Origin of the sequence: Collinsella sp. HCP3S3_E11 (genome assembly GCF_052067375.1) — a bacterium.
Classification (GTDB): Bacteria; Actinomycetota; Coriobacteriia; order Coriobacteriales; family Coriobacteriaceae; genus Collinsella.
Map to the genome: position 1 here is coordinate 1 of NZ_JBQHQI010000037.1, position 634 is coordinate 634.

General features: G+C 66.4%; 1 protein-coding gene. It reads left to right on the forward strand.

All coding sequences use genetic code 11. The features are described from left to right. Nucleotides 1-37: 37 nt before the first annotated feature. A partial coding sequence (locus tag ACTM86_RS08955; protein ID WP_441017506.1) for an IS256 family transposase occupies nucleotides 38-634 on the forward strand: 597 nt, incomplete at its 3' end.

The following is a 634-nucleotide window of genomic DNA, read 5'->3' on the forward strand; positions in this document are numbered from 1 at the left end:
ACTAAACAACAAATCACCGACGAAGGGGGCACGGGCCGTGTCTGCGAACATCGTATCAGTCGACGAGGAGTCGCTGCGCAACGACATAAAGAATCTGGTGAGGAAGACCGTCGAGGAGACGCTCAACGCACTGCTCGACGAGGAGGCGTCCGAGCTCGTCGGGGCCGAGCGCTACGAGAGGACGGCGGGCCGGGAGGCCTACCGCAGCGGCCACTACACGAGGAGGCTCGTCACGGGCGCCGGGGAAGTCGAGCTCAGCGTGCCGAAGCTCCGCGGGGCGACCTTCCAGACGGCCGTCATCGAGCGCTACCGCAGGCGCAAGACCTCTGTCGAGGAGGCCATCGTCGAGATGTACCTGGCGGGCGTCTCCACCAGGAGGATCGAGGACGTCTCCGAGCTCCTGTGGGGAGCGCCGGTGTCCTCCGGCACCGTCTCCAACCTCAACGAGAGGGCCTTCGCGTCCATCGAGACATGGCGGCAGAGGCCGCTCGAGGGCGGCTACCCCTACGTCTTCGTCGACGGTATCTACCTCAAGCGCAGCTGGGGAGGGTCCTACGAGAACGTGGCCGTGCTGGTCGCCATCGGCGTCAACTCCGCCGGCGACCGGGAGGTCATCGGCTGCTCCGAGGGGTAC